General features: G+C 74.5%; 21 protein-coding genes and 1 tRNA gene. 11 read left to right on the forward strand and 11 right to left on the reverse strand.

Annotated elements, in window-relative coordinates:
- Positions 1–90: 90 nt before the first annotated feature.
- Positions 91–621: a universal stress protein gene (locus ACFV7Q_RS08990; RefSeq protein WP_385425560.1), complete on the reverse strand. Its 531-nt coding sequence runs from the start codon at positions 619–621 to the stop codon at positions 91–93.
- A 340-nt stretch (positions 622–961) separates the two neighbouring features.
- On the opposite strand from ACFV7Q_RS08990, the gene ACFV7Q_RS08995 reads away from it, so the two are divergent.
- The 4 genes from ACFV7Q_RS08995 (at position 962) to ACFV7Q_RS09010 (ending at position 3,864) form a co-directional block, all read left to right on the forward strand.
- Positions 962–1,417 (forward strand): hypothetical protein, encoded by a 456-nt coding sequence (locus tag ACFV7Q_RS08995; protein ID WP_385425563.1) that lies wholly within the window; start codon positions 962–964, stop codon positions 1,415–1,417.
- Between the two features lie 373 nt (positions 1,418–1,790).
- The gene (locus tag ACFV7Q_RS09000; RefSeq protein ID WP_385425567.1) at positions 1,791–2,963 is read left to right on the forward strand and encodes a helix-turn-helix domain-containing protein; all 1,173 of its coding nucleotides are present in this window, start codon (positions 1,791–1,793) and stop codon (positions 2,961–2,963) included.
- Between the two features lie 120 nt (positions 2,964–3,083).
- On the forward strand, positions 3,084–3,686 hold the full coding sequence (gene orn, locus ACFV7Q_RS09005; protein WP_385425569.1) for an oligoribonuclease: 603 nt from the start codon (positions 3,084–3,086) through the stop codon (positions 3,684–3,686).
- 105 nt (positions 3,687–3,791) lie between these two features.
- Positions 3,792–3,864: transfer RNA gene (locus tag ACFV7Q_RS09010), tRNA-His, on the forward strand.
- Here the strand turns inward: ACFV7Q_RS09010 and ACFV7Q_RS09015 are convergent.
- The gene (locus tag ACFV7Q_RS09015) at positions 3,856–4,743 is read right to left on the reverse strand and encodes an NAD(P)H-binding protein (protein ID WP_385425572.1); all 888 of its coding nucleotides are present in this window, start codon (positions 4,741–4,743) and stop codon (positions 3,856–3,858) included. The genes ACFV7Q_RS09010 and ACFV7Q_RS09015 overlap by 9 nt on opposite strands.
- 125 nt (positions 4,744–4,868) lie before the next feature.
- Here ACFV7Q_RS09015 and ACFV7Q_RS09020 point away from each other — a divergent pair, with 125 nt between their 5' ends.
- Positions 4,869–5,363, forward strand: a complete 495-nt coding sequence (locus tag ACFV7Q_RS09020) for a MarR family winged helix-turn-helix transcriptional regulator (RefSeq protein ID WP_385425575.1) — start codon at positions 4,869–4,871, stop codon at positions 5,361–5,363.
- Between the two features lie 131 nt (positions 5,364–5,494).
- On the opposite strand, the gene ACFV7Q_RS09025 is transcribed toward ACFV7Q_RS09020, so the two are convergent.
- The 6 genes from ACFV7Q_RS09025 to ACFV7Q_RS09050 form a co-directional block, all read right to left on the reverse strand.
- Entirely contained in the window at positions 5,495–5,797 is a 303-nt protein-coding gene (locus tag ACFV7Q_RS09025; RefSeq protein WP_385425578.1) for a hypothetical protein, read from the reverse strand.
- Between the two features lie 100 nt (positions 5,798–5,897).
- Positions 5,898–6,608 carry an NADPH-dependent F420 reductase gene (locus ACFV7Q_RS09030; protein ID WP_385425581.1) on the reverse strand — a complete coding sequence of 237 codons (711 nt, stop codon included), beginning with the start codon at positions 6,606–6,608 and terminating at the stop codon, positions 5,898–5,900.
- Between the two features lie 126 nt (positions 6,609–6,734).
- Positions 6,735–7,379, reverse strand: coding sequence for a disulfide bond formation protein B (locus tag ACFV7Q_RS09035; RefSeq protein ID WP_385425647.1), 645 nt, complete (start codon positions 7,377–7,379; stop codon positions 6,735–6,737).
- A 14-nt stretch (positions 7,380–7,393) separates the two neighbouring features.
- Entirely contained in the window at positions 7,394–7,558 is a 165-nt protein-coding gene (locus ACFV7Q_RS09040; RefSeq protein WP_385425584.1) for a DUF5993 family protein, read from the reverse strand.
- 175 nt (positions 7,559–7,733) lie between these two features.
- Positions 7,734–9,122 (reverse strand): sensor histidine kinase, encoded by a 1,389-nt coding sequence (locus ACFV7Q_RS09045; protein ID WP_385425587.1) that lies wholly within the window; start codon positions 9,120–9,122, stop codon positions 7,734–7,736.
- Positions 9,119–9,808, reverse strand: a complete 690-nt coding sequence (locus tag ACFV7Q_RS09050) for a response regulator transcription factor (protein ID WP_385425590.1) — start codon at positions 9,806–9,808, stop codon at positions 9,119–9,121. Before ACFV7Q_RS09050 ends, ACFV7Q_RS09045 begins: the two co-directional genes overlap by 4 nt.
- A 79-nt stretch (positions 9,809–9,887) precedes the next feature.
- On the opposite strand from ACFV7Q_RS09050, the gene ACFV7Q_RS09055 reads away from it, so the two are divergent.
- On the forward strand, positions 9,888–10,433 hold the full coding sequence (locus ACFV7Q_RS09055) for a hypothetical protein (RefSeq protein WP_385425593.1): 546 nt from the start codon (positions 9,888–9,890) through the stop codon (positions 10,431–10,433).
- A gap of 27 nt (positions 10,434–10,460) precedes the next feature.
- Here the strand turns inward: ACFV7Q_RS09055 and ACFV7Q_RS09060 are convergent, their stop codons facing one another.
- Together ACFV7Q_RS09060 and ACFV7Q_RS09065 are read right to left on the reverse strand one after the other, a co-directional pair.
- The gene (locus tag ACFV7Q_RS09060; RefSeq protein ID WP_385425595.1) at positions 10,461–11,339 is read right to left on the reverse strand and encodes a spermidine synthase; all 879 of its coding nucleotides are present in this window, start codon (positions 11,337–11,339) and stop codon (positions 10,461–10,463) included.
- 127 nt (positions 11,340–11,466) lie between these two features.
- Positions 11,467–11,859 carry a hypothetical protein gene (locus tag ACFV7Q_RS09065; RefSeq protein ID WP_385425598.1) on the reverse strand — a complete coding sequence of 131 codons (393 nt, stop codon included), beginning with the start codon at positions 11,857–11,859 and terminating at the stop codon, positions 11,467–11,469.
- A gap of 286 nt (positions 11,860–12,145) precedes the next feature.
- Here ACFV7Q_RS09065 and ACFV7Q_RS09070 point away from each other — a divergent pair, with 286 nt between their 5' ends.
- Positions 12,146–13,438, forward strand: a complete 1,293-nt coding sequence (locus ACFV7Q_RS09070; RefSeq protein WP_385425601.1) for a tetratricopeptide repeat protein — start codon at positions 12,146–12,148, stop codon at positions 13,436–13,438.
- Positions 13,439–13,546: 108 nt separating this feature from the next.
- Here the strand turns inward: ACFV7Q_RS09070 and ACFV7Q_RS09075 are convergent, their stop codons facing one another.
- Positions 13,547–14,143: a histidine phosphatase family protein gene (locus ACFV7Q_RS09075; RefSeq protein WP_385425604.1), complete on the reverse strand. Its 597-nt coding sequence runs from the start codon at positions 14,141–14,143 to the stop codon at positions 13,547–13,549.
- Between the two features lie 115 nt (positions 14,144–14,258).
- Between ACFV7Q_RS09075 and ACFV7Q_RS09080 the strand changes: the two genes are divergently transcribed.
- The 4 genes from ACFV7Q_RS09080 to ACFV7Q_RS09095 are packed head-to-tail and all read left to right on the forward strand — an operon-like array spanning position 14,259 to position 19,180.
- On the forward strand, positions 14,259–15,191 hold the full coding sequence (locus ACFV7Q_RS09080; RefSeq protein WP_385425607.1) for a phosphatase PAP2 family protein: 933 nt from the start codon (positions 14,259–14,261) through the stop codon (positions 15,189–15,191).
- Entirely contained in the window at positions 15,130–16,260 is a 1,131-nt protein-coding gene (locus ACFV7Q_RS09085; protein ID WP_385425610.1) for a hypothetical protein, read from the forward strand. The genes ACFV7Q_RS09080 and ACFV7Q_RS09085 overlap by 62 nt, the downstream gene beginning before the upstream one ends.
- Complete coding sequence (locus ACFV7Q_RS09090) at positions 16,251–17,828, forward strand: hypothetical protein (RefSeq protein ID WP_385425613.1); 1,578 nt, start codon at positions 16,251–16,253, stop codon at positions 17,826–17,828. The genes ACFV7Q_RS09085 and ACFV7Q_RS09090 overlap by 10 nt, the downstream gene beginning before the upstream one ends.
- The gene (locus ACFV7Q_RS09095) at positions 17,825–19,180 is read left to right on the forward strand and encodes an AAA domain-containing protein (RefSeq protein ID WP_385425616.1); all 1,356 of its coding nucleotides are present in this window, start codon (positions 17,825–17,827) and stop codon (positions 19,178–19,180) included. The genes ACFV7Q_RS09090 and ACFV7Q_RS09095 overlap by 4 nt, the downstream gene beginning before the upstream one ends.
- The last annotated feature ends 291 nt before the right edge of the window (positions 19,181–19,471 follow it).

Here is a 19,471-nt window from a genome sequence, read left to right on the forward strand (position 1 = left end):
TCCCTTCGATCTGCAGTTGTGTGCTGCGTCCCAGCAGCATTTATCTACCCTTTACAGGGGTGCACAACCGCACAATCGATACGGCGCCGATTACGGAATGACAACGACCGGTCGCTGTGCGCGCTTGGCGAGCCGGCCCGCCACGGACCCGAAGATCCGGCCGACGATCCCGTGCGTCGAACCGACCACGATGGCGTCCGCCGAGTACTCCCGGCCGACCTCCTCCAGCTCGTGGCAGATGTCCCCGCCCCGCTCGACCAGGATCCAGGGCACCTCCGCCAGGTAGTCGGCGCAGGCCAGTTCCAGCCCCAGGACCTCCGTGCGGTGGTCGGGCACGTCCACGAAGACCGGCGGCTCGCAGCCGGCCCACACCGTAGTGGGCAAACGATTGGCCACGTGCACGATGATCAGCCCGGATCCGGACCGGCGGGCCATCCCGATCGCGTACGCGAGCGCCCGCTCGCTGGAGGTGGAGCCGTCGAAGCCCACCACGACACCGTGGCGGAAGGCCGGGTCGCAGGACGGACGTGCCTGTTCCGTCGCGCGCAGATCGCTCGGCACGTGATCGGCGAGCGGCTTGCGCTTGCGGTCCGCGGGTTCGGGGAATTCGTGACCGGCCATGGATGTCTCGGCGAAGGGGTCCTCGGGGGAAGGGACAAGGCAACGGGGCGACATTGGGCGAAATCGACGACTCAGGGTGACGGCACTCCGCCCGGGAAGCACCTCCCCAAGCCCTTACCCACCAGGGTACGGCGACACTCCTGTCCTGGACAGGGCTTGCCGCACTTGGAAAGTGTCCCACGGAGCATGCCGGAGCGAGGCCGCCTTGGCAATGCCCGCTGCCCCCTACAGCCAGTGACGAGCACCCTCGCACGCCACCCGTGCGCGCAGTGACCGGCCCCCGGCGCACGCCGTTGGACCAGGCGTCCGACCGTCCAGGAGAGCCCGCAGGGAGCACGCCGTGCCCGGCCATCCGGTTCACCCCGTCCAGCCCGCTCAACCGACGCCGCCCACCCCGTTCGCCGACCCGGCCCCCCGCGTCAGCGCCGCCCCCGTTCACTCGTCCGTGCGGTCCGGCAAGCACTCCCAGGACGACCCCACGGGTGACGTGGTGCGCTGGGCCGCCTTCAGTTGTCTGCTCGTTCCGGTGGTCCTCGTCGTGTACGGAACGTCCTTCGGCGGCGCCGCCGTCGCAACCCTGGGCCTGGTCGCCGTCACGGCGGTGTGCCGGGTGATGCTGCGCGCGTCCGAGAAGGGGGGCCGGGGTGCCGTGGCGGTCCTGGCGGAGGACCGGCGGCGGTCCTCGCGGGACCGGCGTCGCCGGCACTCGCGCGGAGGGGGCGGAAGCCGGAGCGGCGGTCGGGGCGGCGCGCGGCACGGCTGCAACGGCTCCCGCGGCACCGCCCGGAGGAACTGACCGATTCACGCACCCACACCCGCATGATTTCAGCCAACTTCGCGTCAACCTGCCGGTCTTGCCGGAATGCCGCTCCGCCCGCCCCACCACCGGCAACGATGATGCCGGGGGGACCGGAAGACCCGACGGGTACTGGCCACGGGCGGAGCGCGAGCTTCCTGCTCCGGTAGCGGAGTGGAACGCTTCCTGATCGAATGCTTTTCGCCAAGTTGCCAAGTCGACATAGCGCTGCGTGCTGAACTTGTCACGCCGACACCACGGGACGCAGTAGATTCGATCATGTTCTACGGCGGGGGATCCACGTGCAAGGCCGAGGGGAAACGTGCAGGTGCGACCAGACCAGGGAGTCGCGACACCCAAGGGGGGCTTAGCCATGAGCCAGGATTCCACCGCCGTCGTCACGGACGCCGGCAGGAAGCTTGCGGGGCGTCGCCGCAGGGAGATCGTTGCAGTGCTGCTGTTCAGCGGCGGGCCGATCTTCGAGAGCTCCATTCCACTCTCCGTGTTCGGCATTGACCGGCAGGACGCGGGAGTTCCACGCTATCGACTGCTCGTGTGCGCCGGGGAGGACGGTCCGCTGCGGACCACCGGCGGGCTTGAGCTGACCGCGCCGTACGGCCTGGAGGCGATCGCCCGCGCGGGCACCGTCGTCGTCCCGGCCTGGCGCTCCATCACGTCACCGCCGCCTCCGGAGGCGCTCGACGCACTGCGTCTGGCGCACGAGGAGGGGGCCCGGATCGTCGGACTGTGCACGGGGGCCTTCGTGCTCGCCGCCGCCGGTCTGTTGGACGGCCGACCCGCGACGACGCACTGGATGTACGCGCCGACGCTGGCCAAGCGGTACCCGTCCGTCCACGTCGACCCGCGCGAGCTGTTCGTCGACGACGGCGACGTGCTGACGTCCGCGGGCACCGCGGCCGGAATCGACCTGTGCCTCCACATCGTGCGCAGCGACCACGGCAGCGAGGCGGCCGGGGCACTGGCCCGCCGGCTCGTCGTCCCGCCGCGGCGCACGGGCGGCCAGGAGCGCTACCTCGACCGGTCACTGCCGGAGGAGATCGGCGCCGACCCGCTGGCCGAGGTCGTCGCCTGGGCGCTGGAGCACCTCCACGAGCAGTTCGACGTGGAGACGCTCGCCGCCCGCGCCTACATGAGCCGGCGCACCTTCGACCGGCGGTTCCGCTCGCTGACCGGCAGTGCGCCGCTGCAGTGGCTGATCACCCAGCGGGTGCTCCAGGCGCAGCGGCTGTTGGAAACCTCCGACTACTCGGTCGACGAGGTCGCCGGGCGCTGCGGGTTCCGTTCGCCGGTCGCGCTGCGCGGGCACTTCCGCCGGCAGCTGGGGTCCTCCCCGGCGGCCTACCGGTCCGCCTACCGGGCCCGCCGCCCCCAGGCCGAGGCGGCGCAGGTCTCGGAGATCTCGGCGGGTCCCGTGCCGCACCAGCGCACTCCGCAGCCCCAGCGGGCGGCGGCGGCGCTGGCCGCCTCGGGTCCGACGGTGACGGAGCTGTACGCCCCGTCGCGGGTGCTGCGCGAGCACGCGTAGCGTCGGCGCCGGGCACTGCCCGCCTGCTGAGGGCCCTCGCCCCGGTCACCACCGGGGCGGGGGCCCTTCTGCTGTTGCGGACCCGGCGTGATCCCCGGGGCAAGCGCATAAGGTGGACGCATGAACGATCGCATGGTGTGGATCGACTGCGAGATGACGGGCCTCTCGCTGACGGACGACGCACTTATCGAGGTGGCCGCGCTGGTCACCGACTCGGAGCTCAACGTACTCGGCGAGGGCGTGGACATCGTGATCCGCCCGCCGGACGCGGCGCTGGAGACCATGCCCGACGTGGTGCGCGCGATGCACACCGCCTCCGGCCTGCTCGACGAGCTGGCCGGCGGAACCACCCTCGCCGACGCCGAGGCGCAGGTCCTGGCGTACGTGCGCGAGCACGTGAAGGAGCCCCGCAAGGCGCCGCTGTGCGGCAACTCGGTCTCCACCGACCGCGGCTTCCTACTGCGGGACATGCCCGCGCTGGAGAGCCACCTGCACTACCGGATCGTGGACGTCTCCTCGGTCAAGGAGCTGGCGCGCCGCTGGTACCCGCGGGCCTACTTCAACAGCCCGCCGAAGAACGGCAACCACCGGGCGCTGGCGGACATCAGGGAGTCGATCGCCGAGCTGCGCTACTACCGGGAGGCGGTCTTCGTCCCGCAGCCCGGCCCGGACTCGGACACGGCGCGGTCCATTGCCGCGAAGTACGTCCTGCACGCCGAGTAGTCATCCGCCGGGACCCTCCGGAGGAGGGGTCGGGAATGTGGGGAGCGAGCACCCTCCCGGACCCTGTACCCTTTTCTTCGGCCGGTCGGTTTCCGACCGGACATGGTGGGTGTAGCTCAGTTGGTAGAGCACCTGGTTGTGGTCCAGGTGGCCGCGGGTTCGAGTCCCGTCACTCACCCTTACCGGAGGCCCCGGTCCGCGCGAGCGGGCCGGGGCCCTCTGTGTTCCCCCAGTCGCCGCTTCGGAATGCGTCGGCGTGGTCCTCGACCCAGGCCCCGAAGGACCGGGCCGGGTGGCCGGTGAGCTGGGGCACGTCCTCGGTGAGGCGGGCGGGAACGCCGTCGGCTGCGGCCCAGTGGGCGAGGAGCGCGTCTGCAAAGGACGCGGGTATGGAGGCCGCGGCCTCGGCCTTCCACTGCTCGGCCGTGACCGTCTCGTACGGCACGGGGCGTCCGAGGGCGCGGCCCAGTAGGGACAGTTGGTCCGCGAAGCTGAGCGACTGTGGCCCGGTGAGGGTGTAGGCGCGCCCGGCGAGGGCGGGGTCGGTCAGCACGGCGTACGCGGCCTCCGCCAGGTCGACCTCGTGGACCGGATCGGTGTGCGCGCCCGGGTACGGCAGGCGGACCGGTAAGCCGGCCTGCAGCGGCCCGGCCCAGCCGAGGGCGTTGGACGCGAAGGACCCGGGGCGCAGGAGGGTGGTCCGCAGCGGTGAGGCCAGCAGGGCTTCCTCGACGTCGCGGTGGGCCGCGGCCAGCGGGTTGTCGACGGCGGCCGGGGCCAGCACCGCAGAGGAGGACAGGAGCACGACGTGTTCGACGCCCGCGGCGGCGGCCTCCTCGACGAAGGCGTCGACGCCTGAGGCCTCGGCGTACAGGAAGACGGAGCGGACTCCGGCGAGCGCTTCGGGGAAGGTCGCCGGATCGGACAGGTCGCAGCGGACCGTGCCGGGTGTGTCCGGCGCGCGGGATCCGAGGCGGTGCGCGATGCCACGGGCGCTCAGGAGGGAGGCGAGGTTGCGGGCGACGGCGCCCCGGGCACCGGTGATGAGGATGGACATGACGGGACCTGCTTCCGGTTTGCGTGTCGGGCTGTGGCTCCACACGATAGGATCACTACGCGATACAGATTGTGCACCGAACACTCTCTGCGTTACGCAATTAAATTTCAGGCATGGAGAACCCGATGTCAACCGATTCCCCCCGTTCGGGTGAGCAGTGGAGCCGCGCCGAGCTGCTCGCGCACGTCGTGACGGAGAGCCAGCGCCACTACGCCGGCTACTCGCTCTTCACCCAGGCCCTCGCCGACCACATCGGCCTGCACCCCACCGACATGCAGTGCATCGCGCTCCTCGACCTGGAGCCCGGGCCCGTCAGCACCGGCGACGTCGCCCGCCTCACCGGCCTGACCTCGGGCTCGGCCACCCGCCTCGTCGACCGCCTGGTCAAAGCCGGCATCGTGCAGCGGCTCGCCGACCCCCACGACCGCCGCCGCTCCCTCGTCGCCCTGGCCCCCGACGCCCGCACCCGGATCGGCGAGGCCTGGGAGACCCCCGGCCGCGCCTTCGGCACCGTCCTGGACCGCTACTCCGACGCCGAGCTCGCCGTCATCGCCGACTACCTGCACCGCGCCGCCGAGGTCGGCCGTTCCCAGGCCGAGCGGCTCCAGTCCGGCGGCTGAACGGCGGCTGAACGGCTTCGGCACCGGCGAACGCCGGCGTCTCACGGCCGCCCCCCCCCTGCGCCCCGCGCCCGGGGGCGGCGGCCACACGCCTGCGCAGCCATCGCCGTACGACTGCGCCGCCGCCCGGCTCAGCTCGGCGAGGAGGCCATGGCGGCCAGCCCCTTCGCCAGCTCCTCGCGGTTCATCACCGGACCGATCTCCAACTCGGCGTTGAAGTGCAGGAACATGTCCTCCAGCAGCGCCGGCAGCTTCGAGCTGTCCTCCAGGTCGAAGACGATCCAGCAGGACCGCACGCCCTCGTGGAGGCCGAAGTAGGCGGCCTCCGGCTTCACCTTCTCCATGAACTTCTGGATCACCGTGGGCAGGGCCCCGCTCTTGATGCCCTCGTTGCTGGCGGCCGTGTCCATGTGGGCCCGGAGCATGACTCTCATGCCTGACTCCCTCCGTCAGGCCCACCCTCGGCGCGACCGCAGGCACCGGCAATATCTGGACGTCCGACCGGGTGCTCGGGCCGCGCCGCCCGCACCCGCTTCAGGCGTCGGCGCCGGGGACCAGGCCCGTACTGCCCCGCCGGGCGCCCTGGACGTGGAAGTTGAAGTCCGTGTGCCCGAGGGCCCCCATCAGCCGGAGCCAGACCGGAAGCAACATCTCCGCCCCGCGGGCCGTCTCGATGCCGCCGAGGTCCAGGACGCTCGCCTCCGGCCAGCCGAACGCGTGCAGCAGCGCCCGCACCTCCGCCTTCGCCTCGGGGTCCTCCCCGGACAGGAACACCGTGTGCTCCCCCGGCACCCGCGCCGGATCCACCATGATCCGGCAGTTCATGGTGTTCAGCGTCTTGACCACCCGCAGCCCCGGGAAGGTCCGCTGGATCCGCTCGCCGAGGCTGTCGTCGTTCACCGGTTGCAGCGTCGGCGGGAAGCCGTGGGAGTAGTCCAGCGGGTTCGCGACGTCGATGAGGATCCGGCCGTGCAGGTGCGCGGCGCCCGCCTTCGTCAGGATCGCCACGCTGGCCTTCCCCGCCGTGGCGTTGACCAGGGTCTCGCCGTGCAGGGTGGCCTCCGCGAACCCGGCCAGGCCGACGCCTGCCGCGCCGCGCTCGCCCGCCCGCCACGCGGCGAACTCGTCGCGGTCGGCGGTGGCCTCGGGATCGCGGGTGCCCATGACGACGTCGTGGCCGAGGGAGTTCAGGCGGGCGGCGACCGTACGGCCGACCATGCCGGTGCCGAGGACTGCGTAGCGCATGGGTGTTCCGATCCTTCCGATGCTTCCTACTCTGCCCGTCCGTACGCCGGTCCGTCCGTACGCCGGTCCGTCCGTACCCCGGTCCGTCCGTACCCCGGTCCGTCCGTACGCCGGTCCGACCGCCCGCTACCCGCCCAGGATCCGCAGGTCGTGGAAGAACTCGTAGCGTCGCGGGTCGTCCGGCAGAACCCAGTGGAACCCCTCCTGCAGGAACACCGCCGCCACGCTCACGGCGACCACCAGCCCGAGCAGCCACAGCGCGAGCAGCCCCGCCGCCCGGTGCGGGCCCGGCCCGGCCGTCGGAACGGCACGGTCCGCGGTCGCGTGCGCGGAGGCCAACACGATGCCGACGGCAACGGCCGACGCCTGGAAGAGGACCCACGCCCACACGTCCAGGTGCAGGCCGAGCACCTCCCCGCCGCGGCCACCGCCGCCCGGCAGCACGTGCAGCACCGCCCGCCGCCAGGAGGCGAAGGAGCCGGCGGCGACCGCGACCAGCGCCAGACCCCAGCCCGTCATGTAGTCGCGGCCCGTGACCGCCCCGTGCGCGAGTGCCGTACGGACGATGTACGCCGCCCCCGTCGCCGCCAGCAGCATGAACATCCGCTGCACGACGCACAGCGGGCACGGCTGCTGCCCCAGGGCGAACTGGACGAAGAGGCCGGCGGCGACGACGCCCGTCCAGCCGAGGACGAAGAGGCACGCGAACCAGTAGTGCACCCGTCCCAGCAGACCGCCCTCCAGCGGGGTCTCCGGGACGATGCTCTCCATCGTGGCCACGGCGGTCAGTGGATCGGGCCGAGGACGGGGGCGCCGGCCAGGTGGTGCGCCATCAGCAGGACCACCGCGGTCAGCGTGAGCCACCAGGCGCCGAGCACGGCCGTCCGCGACGCGTCCCTGCACAGGGCGATCAGCGTGGCGAGGAGGCCGCCGAAGATGAGGGTGTCCATGCCGCGGACCGTACCGACGAACGGCGCGCGCACCCCGAGAGGCGCGCCCCGTCCGCCCGCCGGTTACGTCGGTTGCCGCCCGTCCCGCCCGGTCCCCCGCCCCGCCGCCCGGCCCTGCGCCCGCCCGCCCGGCCGCACGCCCGGCCGCCCGCCGGCTCGTGCAGCCGGTGGCCCGTCAGCCACCGCGCCGCTTGCGCCGGCCGCGACGCTCCCGCCCGCCGCGCCCCCCGCCGCCCCGGGCCCGGTCGTCCAGGGCGATCCACAGCCTGACCTCGGTGCCGCCGAGCACCGACCGGCCGATCCGCACGTCGCCGCCGGTCCCCTCGGCGACCCGCCGCACGATGTCCAGCCCGAGGCCCGTCGAGCCGTCCCGGCCACCGTCGTTGCCGCGGCGCAGGGCGGCGTCGGGGTCGTCGATGCCGGGCCCGCCGTCCGACACGAGCACGATGACGGCGTCCCCCGCATCGTGCACGTCGACCGCGAACGCCGTGCCCTCGGGGGTGTGCCGGAAGACGTTGCCGAGCAGGGCGTCCAGGGCGGCCGCGAGCTCCGGCCGGGCGACCGGGATCCGTACCGTCCGGTCCACGCCGGCGAGCCGCACCTCCCGGCCCTCGTCCTCCGCGAGCGCCGACCAGAACGCCATCCGGTCCCGGATGACCTCCGAGGCGTCGCAGCCCGCTCCGGCACCGGCCCCGGCCGCCCCGGGAGCCCGCTGCTCGCGGGCGGTACGGATGATCGTGTCGACCTCCCGTTCCAGTTGCTCGACCGCGGCCCGGGTCTGCTCGGCGGCCGGCCCGTCCCCGAGCGAGGCCGTGTTGAGCCGGAGCACCGTCAGCGGCGTCCGCAGCCGGTGCGAAAGGTCGGCGGCCAGCTCCCGCTCGTTGGCCAGGAGTTCCACCACCTGGTCCGCCATCGAGTTGAACGCGACGGCCGCCGAACGGAGTTCCTTCGGCCCGGCTTCCGGTACGCGCGCCCCCAGCCGGCCCTCGCCCAGCTGGTGCGCGGCGTCCGCGAGCCGCTCTGCCGGCCGTACCAGGCGGGCACCGAGCCGGTCGGCGACCGCCACCGAGCCGACGACGAGCGCCAGGCCGACGCCCGCGAGGACCAGCCAGGCGGTGGCGACGCCGTTGCTGACCTCCCGCTCGGGCACGAGGATCTCCACGACCGCGATGTCCCCGGAGCCCAACGCGGTGGGCTGGAGCAGCGCCGAACCGCCGCGCGGCAGGGGCACCGTCATCGCCCGCCCGAGCCGCCGGGTCTCCTCCACGGCGTGCTGGCCGGCCCAGCCGGTGCCGATCTCCACCGCCGCGCCGCCGCCGACCTCCGGCACGTGGACGGCCATGCGCTGGGCGGCGCCCATCTCGGTGGACTCCACGGCCCGGCGCAGCTGCCCCGGGTCGGTGGTGATGGAGAGGGTGGGGCCGATGGTGGCGGCCTGCCGCTCGGCGTTGGAGAACGCCCGGTCGCTGGCCATCTCCTGGACGACCATCCCTAGCGGCAGGGCGAAGGCGGCGACCACCATGGTCGTGACCGCCAGGCACACCTTGACCAGCGCCCATCTCACCGGGGCGGCTCCAGCTTGACCCCGACGCCGCGCAGGGTGTGCAGGTAGCGGGGGTTGGCGGCGGTCTCGCCGAGCTTGCGGCGCAGCCAGGACAGGTGCACGTCGATGGTCTGGTCGTCGCCGTACGACTGCTGCCACACCTCGGCGAGCAGTTCGCGCCGGGACACCACCACCCCGGGTCGGCCGGCCAGGAAGGCCAGCAGGTCGAACTCCCGCCGCGTCAGGTCCAGTACGGCACCGTCCAGTTCGGCCTGCCGCCGCAGCGGGTCGATGGCCAGACCGCCCACGCGCAGGACCCGTGAGGGCCCCTCCGCCCCGGCGGCGGACCGGGCGCGGCGCAGCACGGCGGCCATCCGGGCGGAGAGGTGCTCCACGGAGAACGGTTTCGTCAGATAGTCGTCGGCCCCGTCGTTGAGCAGCCGGACGATCTCGGCCTCGTCGTCGCGCGCCGTGGCGATGATCACGGGTACGTCGGTGATGCCGCGCAGCATCTTGAGCGCCTCCGACCCGTCCAGGTCGGGTAGGCCCAGGTCGAGGATGACCACGTCGAAGCGGTGGTGGGCGACTTCGCGCAGGGCCTCCAGGGCCGTGCCGACACTGCGCACGGTGTGCGCGGCGTCGGTCAGGTGCCGGATGAGGGCGGATCGTACGAACTGGTCGTCCTCGACCACGAGCACACTTGCCATGAGCCGCACCGTAGTCCATTCGGGCGACCCAGCGGGGTGTCGGGCGGTGTTCGGGGCCGGTGGTGCAGTATGTGGGCTGATGCACCGAGGACTTGTACATGCTTTCGCCTGGACGCTGGCGACCGGGGCGGCGGTGACGCTGTCGTGGTGGGGCGTGCACACGGTGATGTCCGGAACGGCCTACGATCCGCCACTGGCGGTGCCGTTGGCCACGAAGCCGCCGTCCTCGTCGACGCACGGCGCGCAGGCCGGCGGCTCCCCCTCCCCGTCCGCGTCCGCCTCCCCGTCTCCGTCCCCGTCGGCCTCGTCGTCTGCGTCCGTGGAGGCCTCCTCCGCGAAGCCGTCGTCGAAGGCGTCGCAGGGCGCGCGTGCGGCCGGCGAACAGGGCGCCGGTGGTGCGGGCGGCGCGGTGAAGGCGTACACGGTCAACGGCGGCCGGGTGGTGTTCGACCTCGGTGCGTCCTCGGCCGACCTGGTCTCGGCGACCCCGGACACCGGCTGGCAGATGCAGGTGTGGAAGCAGCCGTTCTGGATCCGGGTGACCTTCACCAAGGGCGACCGCGAGATGTCGGTGTTCTGCACCTGGAACGGCCACCCACCCCTGGTGGAGACGTACGAGGGCTGACCGCGCCGGCTCCCGCCGCCACGCGCCTCAGTGGAAGACCGAGGGCGGCGGCTGCGGGGAGGCCACTGCCGAGCCGTCGGACACCGGGGCGGCGCCGCCGGCGAAGTCGGTGAGGGCGCGGCCGTGTTCGACCCGGCCCGGGTGCGGGTCGCTCGCGACGCGGCGGGTGAACTCGGCCACCGGAAGCTCCCGGTCGGCGGCCGCCAGGACCGCATTGCCGAACCGTTTTCCCCGCCACACCACCGGGTCCGCGGCCATCGCCAGGTGCGGGAAGCGGGCCGCGGCCGTGGCGATCTGGCCGCGCAGGTGCGCGAGCGGCGGCCCGTCCGCGAGGTTCGCCACGTACCAGCCCCCGGGCGCCAGGGCCCGGCGTACGTCGTCCAGGAACTCGGTGCTGGTCAGGTGGGCCGGGGTGCGGGCGCCGCTGAACACGTCCGCGATGACCAGGTCCGCCCAGCCGTCCGGGACCTTCGCCAGCCCGGCCCGCGCGTCCAGTGTCCGGACCCGGATCCGGGCCTGCGGGTCCAGCGGCAGGTGCTCCCGTACGAAGGCCACCAGGGCGGCGTCGATCTCCACGACCTGCTGGGTGGAGCGGGGACGGGCCGCGGCCGTGTACCGGGCGAGGGTGAAGGCGCCGCCGCCGAGGTGGACCACGTTCAGGGGCTGCCGGGCGGGGGCGGCGAGGTCGATGAGGTGGCCGATCCGACGCTGGTACGCGAACGCGAGGTGCCCCGGGTCACCGAGGTCGACGTGGGACTGCGGCGCCCCGTCGAGCAGCAGGGTCCAGGCCTCGGCCCGCTCGCGGTCGGGTGCCAGCTCCGCCTTCCCGCCGCCCACCTGACCGACGGCCGCCCCGGAGGTACCGCGCCCGCGCTGTCTGCTGCTGCCTCTGCCCTTGCCTGCCACCACCCCATTGTCCCCGGCCGTACGCGGGCCCCGGCCCACCCCGCCCCGCCCCGGACGCCACCGGTCCGTCCGGGCCCGCCCCGCCCGCCGCCCGCGCCCCTCGGGCGTCCTGGGCGCCCGAGGCGGATCAGCGGCAGTTGTCGGCGGCCTCGATCAGTCGGGCCGCCTCGCCGAGCGCCGCCCGCAGCACCTCCGGGTCGGTGACGGCGCCGACGGCGTCCGGCGGGAGCAGCCAGCCGCTGTTCCCGGCGGCGGGCAGCAGGTCGCCGAACCGCATGCCGCGCCCGTTGGTCTGCGTGCAGGCACTGCCGGGGAGGTCCCAGCCGTCGGCGGTGCCGGGCGGGACGAGGAAGCCGAGGGTGGCGCCGGCCCCGTCGTGCAGTACGGGGCCGACCCCGCCGGCCCGGCTCGCGGCCCGGCGGATGATGTCCACGGCCTCCAGGCCCTGCCGGGCCGGCACGGTCACCAGGTCCGGTGCGTCACACCCGAGGGGCTGCGTGTTCGTTCCTGCGCTCTCCATGCCGGCCTCCACCACGGGAACCACCCTCATCGATCGCCTACGGGCGGGGCGGGAGTCGCCTCCCACCCCGCAAGGGGTCCAACGCGCGGACGCGTCAACAGGTTCGGCGGCAAGACGCTGCAAAGGATGGCACTTCATGGCAGATCGCGGGTGAGATATCCCTTTTGTAGGCAAACAGTGCATCAACGGGCCGCCCCTGGCGGTACGTTCATGCGCGCCGGTACCGGCTCCACACGGCAGCACCCGCAGCACCGGCAGTGCGTTCCTTGCCAGAGAGGCCACGTCCATGGCGGCGTTCCCGCACTCACCCAACCACACCTTCCGGCGGCTGCGCGGACAGCTCTCCCCGGCCGAGTTCGCGGCCGTGGTGCGCCGGTCCGCACGGGAGATCGGAGAAACGGTTTCCTGCGACGCCCGCTACATCGGCCGCGTCGAATCCGGGGAGATCCGCTGCCCCAACTACGCCTACGAGCGGGTCTTCCTGCACATGTTCCCCGGCCGGAGCCTCACCGACCTGGGATTCTCCCCGCGCGAGGCGGTCCGCGGCCGCTGGGCGCAGCGCACCCCCGACACCCACAAGGAGAGCGACGTGCAGCGTCGCGCGTTCATGGCGGGCGGCTCCGCCACGGTTGCGGCCGCGACGTTCGGCCTCACCCTGCTCGGCGACACCCGCCGCGCGCCCTCCCGCGCCGGCGAGGCCGAGGCCGCCGCCGTCGAGGACGCCGTACGCCAGATCCGGGTGCTGGACGACCGGCACGGCGCCGACGCGCTCTACCGCCGGGCGGCCGCGCCGCTGCGCGCCGCCTACGCGCTGCTGGACGCGGGAGCGACCCGGCAGTCCACCGAGGACCGGCTGCACGCGGGCGCCGGCGAGCTCGCCGTCTCGGTCGGCTGGCTGGCCCACGACTCCGGGCGCTTCGACGACGCCCGCTCGCACTACGCGGAGGCCCTGGCGACGGCCCGGGTCTCGGGGGACGCCGGGCTGGAGGCGCACGCCTTCAGCAACATGGCCTTCCTCGCCCGGGACTGCGGTCGGCCGCGCGAGTCGGTACGGGCCGCGCAGGCGGGCCGCCACGCCGCCCGCTCCCTCGGTTCCCAGCGGCTGCTGTCGCTGCTGGCCCTGCGCGAGGCGGGCGGCTGGGCGGGCCTGGCCGACCGCAAGTCCTGCGAGGAGGCGCTGAGCCGGGCCCATACGGAATTCGCCCGCGGTCCGGCGGACGCGGACCCGGAGTGGATGTCCTTCTTCGGCGAGGCCGAGTTGGAGTCGCTGGAGTCGCGCTGCTGGGCGGCGCTCGGCGAGCACGCCCGGGCGGCCCGGCACGCGCGGCGCGCCGCGGACCTCCAGGACCCGCACTTCGCACGGAACGTGGCCCTCTACACCGCCGAGCTGGCCGACAACCTGTCCCGCGCCGGGGCCCCCGACGAGGCCGCCCGGGCGGGCGGCCGGGTCTTGGACCTGCTGGAGGACGTCCAGTCGACGCGGATCCGGTCGATGCTCTCGGCGACGGCCCGCACCCTCGTCCCGCACCAGCGCAGCCCCCGGGTGGGGGCCTTCCTGGCGCGGCACGCCGAGGCCTGAGCCCCTCGCGGCGGGCCCGACCACCCGCCGGCCCCGCCCGCCGGCCCCGCCCGCCAGCCCCGCCCGCCGCGCCGGGGCCCCGGACCCGGCCGCCGGGCCGGGCCCGGGTTACGCCTCCAGGTGCCCCGTGTCGTTCCAGCGCTCCAGCGCAGGGGCCCCGTACGCCCAGCCGAGCACTGACAGGGAGGTCGGCTCCAGGCGGATGCGGGCCCCGAAGGAGGCGTCGAAGCCGAGCCAGCGGGCGGCCAGGGTGCGCAGGACGTGTCCGTGGGCGAAGACGAGGACGTCGCGTTCGGCCGAGCGGGCCCAGGCGACGACCTCGTCCGCACGGGCCGCGACGTCGGCGACGGACTCGCCGCCGGGGACGCCGTCGCGCCAGATCAGCCAGCCGGGGCGGACGGCCTGGATCTCGGCCGGGGTCATGCCCTCGTAGTCGCCGTAGTCCCACTCCATCAGCAGGTCCCAGGGCTCCGCCCGGGCGCCGAAGCCGGCCAGGTCGCAGCTCTCGCTCGCGCGGACCAGCGGGCTGGTGCGGACCTCCACGCCGGGCAGTCCGCCCCACGGGTCCTGGGCGAGCCGCTCGCCGAGCAGCTTCGCGCCCCGCCGGCCCTCCTCCAGCAGGGGGACGTCCGTGCGCCCGGTGTGCTTGCCGAGCCTGGACCACGCCGTCTGGCCGTGCCGGGCGAGGAGGATGCGGGGGGCCATGCGGTTTCTCCCGGTACAGGTGGTCCGTGACGGTTCGGACGATTGGATCGTCCGACCATCATCCATCACATGAACCCCAGGCAACCCACGCACCCGAACAGCCGTCCTAGATCGTATGAACAACCGGCAGAAGCCCACCCGCTGGTGGGCCGAACTGCTGCTCCTGGGGCTCCTCTACGGCGCGTACTCCGGCGGCAGACTCCTCGCCCGGGGCGACGTGCAGCTGGCCGTCGACCACGGCCTCGCCGTACTGCGGGCCGAAGACCTGCTGGGGATCGCCTTCGAGCGGCCGCTGAACCGGCTGTTCTCGCACCACGCACCGCTCGGCGTACCAGCCGACTTCGTGTACGCGTCCCTGCACTACCTGGTCACCCCGGCCGTGCTGGTCTGGCTCTACCGCCGCCGCCCGGCGCACTACCGGACCGCCCGCACCTGGCTGGTGTCCTCCACCCTCCTCGGGCTCGTCGGGTTCGCGCTGATGCCCACCTGCCCGCCCCGGCTGCTCGACGCCGCGCACGGGTTCACCGACACCATGGCCCAGTACAGCGCGTACGGCTGGTGGGGCGCCGAGGCCAGCGCCCCGCGCGGGTTCGGCGGGCTCACCAACCAGTACGCGGCCATGCCGAGCCTGCACGTCGGCTGGGCCCTGTGGTGCGGGATCCTGATGTGGCGGCACGGGCGGCACCCGCTCCTGCGGGCCTTCGGCATCGCCTACCCCGCCGCCACCGTGCTCGTGGTCATGGGCACCGCCAACCACTACTTCCTCGACGCCGTCGCCGGGGCCGCCGTGATGGGCCTCGGCTACGCCGTCGCCCGCGGCCTGTCGGCCCGTACGGACGCCCGTGCGGACGCCGGTGATGACGCCGATGATGACGCCCCCGCGACGGACCTCGGGGCGGCCTCGCCAGCGGCCGGACCGGCTGCCCCACCGGCCGGTTTCCGCGGTACGACCCCGATTGTCAGTGGCGGATGGGACACTTCCGCCCGTGAGCTCCTACCCGCACAGCGGCCCGCCCCAGAAGACGACTCTGCGGCAGCGGCTCGCTGACCTGCGCGGCCCCGCCGTGCCACCCCGCCCGCTCGACGCCCGCGCGCTGGCGGCCCTCGCCGCCAACCCGGGCTGCGGCAGACGCGCCCTGCTCGACGGGGCCGGCGTGGACAAGACGGCGCTCGCAGCGGCCCTCGGCTCGCCCGCCGCCTTCGGCCAGTCGCAGTTCGCGATCATCCGGGGCAACTCCTTCGAGGCCAGGGCCAAGGCCGACGGCGGGACCGAGCTGCTGCGGCTGGTCCACCGGCACCTGGGCGACGGGGCCGAGCCGCCCGGCAGCAGCGCCCGCGTCCCCGACCTCACCGCCGCCGGCCCCGAGGGCCGGGCCGCGCGCACCGCGCTCGCCCTGCGGGAGGCCACCGCCGCCGGCGAGTGGACCCTGCTCGACCACCCGATGCTGGCCCTGGAGGTCGCCGGCACGCCCGTCTACCTGGAGCCGGACGCCGTCGTGGTGCATCCCGACGGCCGTTGGACCGTGGTGGAGATCAAGTCGTTCCCGCTGGTCGACGGGGCCGCCGACCCGGCGAAGGTGGGCGCCGCCGCCCGGCAGGCCGCCGTGTACGTCCTCGCCCTGGAGAAGACCGCCGAGAAGCTGCCCGCCGCCTCCGTCGGGCACAGCGTGCTGCTCGTCTGCCCGAAGGACTTCTCCAACCTGCCCGCCGCCGCACCCGTCGACGTCCGCCGCGAGCGGTCCGTGACCCTGCGCCAGCTGGAGCGGCTGACCCGGGTCGAGGAGCTGGCAGCGGCCCTGCCCGAGGGGCTCACCTTCGACCCGGCCCGGCCCGCGGAGGAGCTGACCGAGGCGGTCGCCGCCCTCTCCGCCGCCTACGCCCCCGAGTGCCTGGCCGCCTGCGAGCTGGCCTTCCACTGCCGGGAGCGGGCCCGGGCCGCCGGGGAGGCCACCGTGCTCGGCCGCGGCGTCCGCGGGGAGCTCGGGGCGTTCACCACCGTCGAGGAGGCCCTGGCGGCCGCCGCCGGCGGGGGCGCCCCCGACGATCCGACCGCCGCCGCACTGGAGCACGCGGCCCGCCTGCGCGCCGAAGCCCTCCAGGAGGCCGCATGCCGCTGATGGACACCCTCGCCCGGCTGGAGGCCGTGCGCTCGGGCCGGGCCCAGGCGCTGGCGACCGTACGGCACCGGCACCTGCACGAGCGCCCGCTGGTCCTCGTACCGCTGACGACCGCGGGTGAGACGGGCGCCCCGCTCGGCGCCCTCGTCGGCACCGACCCGGACGAGCCCCGCCTGCTGGTGGTGCCGCAGCCCCGCGACCGCGACCTGCGCTGGTCGTTCCTCGCCCGGCTGGCGGACGAGGTGCTGCCGTACGTGGAGGCGTACGCGGACGAGGTCGAGCTCGTGGAGCGCACCGAGACCGACCCGGAGACCGGCGCCCGCGCCAAGGTGTCGGCCGAGCTGTGCCTGGACGCGCCGCAGCTGGTGGTGCCGAGCCGGGCCGGCATCGAGTACGTGCGGCTGCTCGGCCGGTCGATGCGCTTCCGGCGGACCGCCGAGGAGGATCCGGAGAACCCGTATCCGGCGCCCGCCCGGGTACCCCTGCTGGGCCGCTGGTTCACCCACCTGGGGGAGCGGGCCCGCGTCCCGGGCTCCTCGATGCTGCTGGCGGCGACGGAGCTGCTGGCCCGGCACTGGGCGACCGGCCAGAGCAACCTGGAGGACCAGCACCTCGGCGCCCTGCTGGCCTGGATAGCCCCGCCGGACGGCGGGTCCGGCGCCGCCGCGGCCCTACGCGCCGAACAGGGCCGCGACCGGGACGGACAGCTACTGGTGCCGCCGGCCGGGCCGGCCACCGACCCGGCCTTCGACAACAAGCTGCTGGCCCCGGCGATGGCCCGCTACGACGCCGCCCGAGCCGCGGGCCGGCCCGCCGAGGTCGCCCGCGCCGAAGAGGCCGTACGCGTGCTGGTCTCGGAGCAGATGCGGCCGACCTGGCGGGCGGTGTGGCAAGCCCTGGAGCTGGTGCGCGGCCTGCCGGCGGCGGAGCGGGCCGAGGAGCGCTGGGTCCGCGACCGCTGGTCGTACACCGGGCACCGCGACCGGGTCCGGGCGGGCGAGCCGCCGCAGCCGCGCCGCGACGACGCGGTCACGGCGGCCCAGAAGCTGGCCACCCGGGAGACCGAGCAGGTGCGGCTCGACGCCCAGGAGGCGCTGGACGACCCGCTGGTCATGGCGGGCCGGCGGCTCGCGGGCGAGGCGTTCGCGGGCGAGGTCACCCACGTCGTCATGGAGTGGACGGAATCGAAGCGGCCCAGCCCGCGCCCGCTGGTGACGGTGGCCACCGACGACCGTCCGCAGCTCGCCGACGGCACCGCCAGCAGCGGCCAGAAGGTGTTCCGCTCGCTGGAGGGCCGCCCGCAGAGCGCACAGTTCGTCCGCTACGAGCCCGACGGCAGCGTGGTGCTGCGACTGCTGGACAAAATGGGCCGCGGCCGGGAGCCGGAGCCCGGCTCCGTACCGGAGAAGGGCGAGCGGGTGTGCTGGACGCTGTTCGAGCACGACGCGCGCGGCGGCCCGAAGCTGCCCGACCCGGACAGGACCCCGTGGACGCACGGCGGGCCGCCCGGATCCGCGACCGCCGAAGCCTGGCTGCCCGACGCCGTGACCGACGAGGATCTCCTGTGACTGCGACCGAGCGCACTCCCGCGGCCGCCTTCGACCCGGGCGCTGCGGCCGCCGAGGCCACCGCGGCGATCCTGCACGACACGCTGCACGGGCCCGAGCGGGGCGTGGTCGTCGACTCCCCGCCGGGGGCCGGCAAGTCCACCCTCGTGGTGCGCGCCGCCCGCGAGCTGGCCGCGGCCGGCCGCCGGCTGATGGTGGTGGCGCAGACGAACGCACAGGTCGACGATCTGGTGCTGCGGCTCGCCGACAAGGACCCGGAGCTGAAGGTCGGCCGGCTGCACAGCAGCGACGCCGACGCCTACGACCCGGCGCTGCGCGAGCTGCCCTCGGTGACCCTGTCGGCCAAGCCCGCCGACCTCGCCGAGCTGCCGGTCACCATCTCCACGGCCGCGAAGTGGGCGTACGTGAAGGACGCCGAGCCGTGGGAGCACGCCATCGTCGACGAGGCGTACCAGATGCGCTCGGACGCACTGCTGGCCGTGGGCGGGCTGTTCGAGCGGGCCCTGTTCGTGGGCGACCCCGGGCAGCTGAACCCGTTCAGCGTGGTCGGCGCCGAGCAGTGGGCGGGCCTGTCCTACGACCCCTCGGCGTCGGCGGTGACCACCCTGCTGGCGCACAACCCGCAGCTGCCGCAGCACCGGCTGCCCGTGTCCTGGCGGCTCCCGGCGACGGCCGCACCGCTGGTCTCCCGCGCCTTCTACCCGTACACGCAGTTCCGCAGCGGGACCGGCCCCGGCGACCGCCGGCTCGGGTACGGGGTCCCCTCGGACGGTTCGGGTCCGGACCGGGTGCTGGACGAGGCCGCCGAGTCCGGTTGGGGCCTGCTGGAGCTGCCCGCCCGGCACACCCCCCGCACCGACCCGGAGGCGGTCCGGGCCGTGGCCCTGGTGGTCCGGCGGGCCCTGGACCGCGGGGCGGTGACCTCGGACGAGCAGACGTCCGGGCCGGTCCCGCTGACGGCCGACCGGATCGCCGTGGGCACCGCGCACCGCGACCAGGCGGCCGCCGTCCGCGCGGCGCTGGCCTCGCTCGGGGTGTCCGGGGTGACGGTGGACACCGCGAACCGGCTCCAGGGCCGCGAGTACGACCTGACGGTCGTGCTGCACCCGCTGTCGGGGCGGCCGGACGCGACGGCCTTCCACCTGGAGACGGGCCGGCTGTGCGTACTGGCCTCGCGGCACCGGCACGCCTGCGTGGTAGTGGCGCGTGCGGGGATAGCGGAACTGCTGGACGACCATCCGTCCGCGGAGCCGGTGCAGCTGGGGGTGACGGTGAAGTTCCCCGACGGCTGGGAAGCCAACCATTCGGTGCTGGCGCACCTGGCGGAGCACCGGGTGCCCTGGAAGCCCTGAACCCCGGTCCCGGCCGGCCCCGGGCGGGCTGCTGGCGGGCTGCCGGCGGTTGAGGGCGGGCTGCCGGCGCGACTCGGAGCTGCTTGCGTTCGACGCCCGTGCGCTCCCGCAGCAGCCCGCCCACCTCGGCGGAGGGTGCCGCGCCGCTCCGTCCTGGTCCCGGGCCGGCGGGCTCCACGAGGTGGCGTCACTGCGGCGGCAGCCGGTCGCAGCCTGAGGACGGCACCCTTGCGCAGCGTTGGACAATGGAGGGTGGCCCGGAAGAAACCGGTCCCGTACGTCCACAGCAGG

The sequence above is a fragment of the Streptomyces sp. NPDC059851 genome, from assembly GCF_042732005.1.
Lineage (GTDB): Bacteria > Actinomycetota > Actinomycetes > Streptomycetales > Streptomycetaceae > Streptomyces.

Coding starts and splice junctions, on each gene's coding strand:
- ACFV7Q_RS09090 (WP_385425613.1), top strand. CDS start 16,251: ATGCCGCTGATGGACACCCTCGCCCGGCTGGAGGCCGTGCGCTCGGGC.
- ACFV7Q_RS09025 (WP_385425578.1), bottom strand. CDS start 5,797: ATGAGAGTCATGCTCCGGGCCCACATGGACACGGCCGCCAGCAACGAG.
- ACFV7Q_RS09050 (WP_385425590.1), bottom strand. CDS start 9,808: ATGGCAAGTGTGCTCGTGGTCGAGGACGACCAGTTCGTACGATCCGCC.
- ACFV7Q_RS09080 (WP_385425607.1), top strand. CDS start 14,259: ATGAACAACCGGCAGAAGCCCACCCGCTGGTGGGCCGAACTGCTGCTC.
- orn (WP_385425569.1), top strand. CDS start 3,084: ATGAACGATCGCATGGTGTGGATCGACTGCGAGATGACGGGCCTCTCG.
- ACFV7Q_RS09020 (WP_385425575.1), top strand. CDS start 4,869: ATGTCAACCGATTCCCCCCGTTCGGGTGAGCAGTGGAGCCGCGCCGAG.
- ACFV7Q_RS09065 (WP_385425598.1), bottom strand. CDS start 11,859: ATGGAGAGCGCAGGAACGAACACGCAGCCCCTCGGGTGTGACGCACCG.
- ACFV7Q_RS09035 (WP_385425647.1), bottom strand. CDS start 7,379: ATGGAGAGCATCGTCCCGGAGACCCCGCTGGAGGGCGGTCTGCTGGGA.
- ACFV7Q_RS09075 (WP_385425604.1), bottom strand. CDS start 14,143: ATGGCCCCCCGCATCCTCCTCGCCCGGCACGGCCAGACGGCGTGGTCC.
- ACFV7Q_RS08990 (WP_385425560.1), bottom strand. CDS start 621: ATGGCCGGTCACGAATTCCCCGAACCCGCGGACCGCAAGCGCAAGCCG.
- ACFV7Q_RS09040 (WP_385425584.1), bottom strand. CDS start 7,558: ATGGACACCCTCATCTTCGGCGGCCTCCTCGCCACGCTGATCGCCCTG.
- ACFV7Q_RS09070 (WP_385425601.1), top strand. CDS start 12,146: ATGGCGGCGTTCCCGCACTCACCCAACCACACCTTCCGGCGGCTGCGC.
- ACFV7Q_RS09055 (WP_385425593.1), top strand. CDS start 9,888: ATGCACCGAGGACTTGTACATGCTTTCGCCTGGACGCTGGCGACCGGG.
- ACFV7Q_RS09015 (WP_385425572.1), bottom strand. CDS start 4,743: ATGTCCATCCTCATCACCGGTGCCCGGGGCGCCGTCGCCCGCAACCTC.
- ACFV7Q_RS09000 (WP_385425567.1), top strand. CDS start 1,791: ATGAGCCAGGATTCCACCGCCGTCGTCACGGACGCCGGCAGGAAGCTT.
- ACFV7Q_RS09030 (WP_385425581.1), bottom strand. CDS start 6,608: ATGCGCTACGCAGTCCTCGGCACCGGCATGGTCGGCCGTACGGTCGCC.